Source organism: Burkholderia sp. GbtcB21 (genome assembly GCF_019091065.1).
Taxonomy (GTDB): Bacteria; Pseudomonadota; Gammaproteobacteria; order Burkholderiales; family Burkholderiaceae; genus Burkholderia; species Burkholderia pyrrocinia_C.
Map to the genome: position 1 here is coordinate 1 of NZ_JAGXKA010000565.1, position 229 is coordinate 229.

Annotated in this window: 1 protein-coding gene; it reads right to left on the reverse strand. The window is 67.2% G+C overall.

Going from position 1 to position 229, the window contains the following annotated elements:
* Positions 1-229: TonB-dependent receptor (locus tag KVT39_RS37665; protein ID WP_217591547.1), on the reverse strand; the 229-nt coding region annotated here is incomplete at both ends.

Below are 229 nucleotides of genomic sequence, written 5' to 3' on the forward strand. Positions count from 1 at the left end.
GACGTCCGCCTTCGTCTGCGTGCCGCCCGCGCGGTCGTCCATCCGCATGTTGTCCCAGTCCTCGCGGCCGCCGAGCGTCAGCGTCCAGCGGTTCCACTTGTTCTGGTCCTGCGCGTACAGGCCGAACGTGTTCATCGTCGTGTACGTGTTGGTGCGGGACGTCGTCGCCGTATGGTACACCGCCGTCGTCACCGGCGTGTACACCGGGTTGTAGATGGTCCGCGGCGGG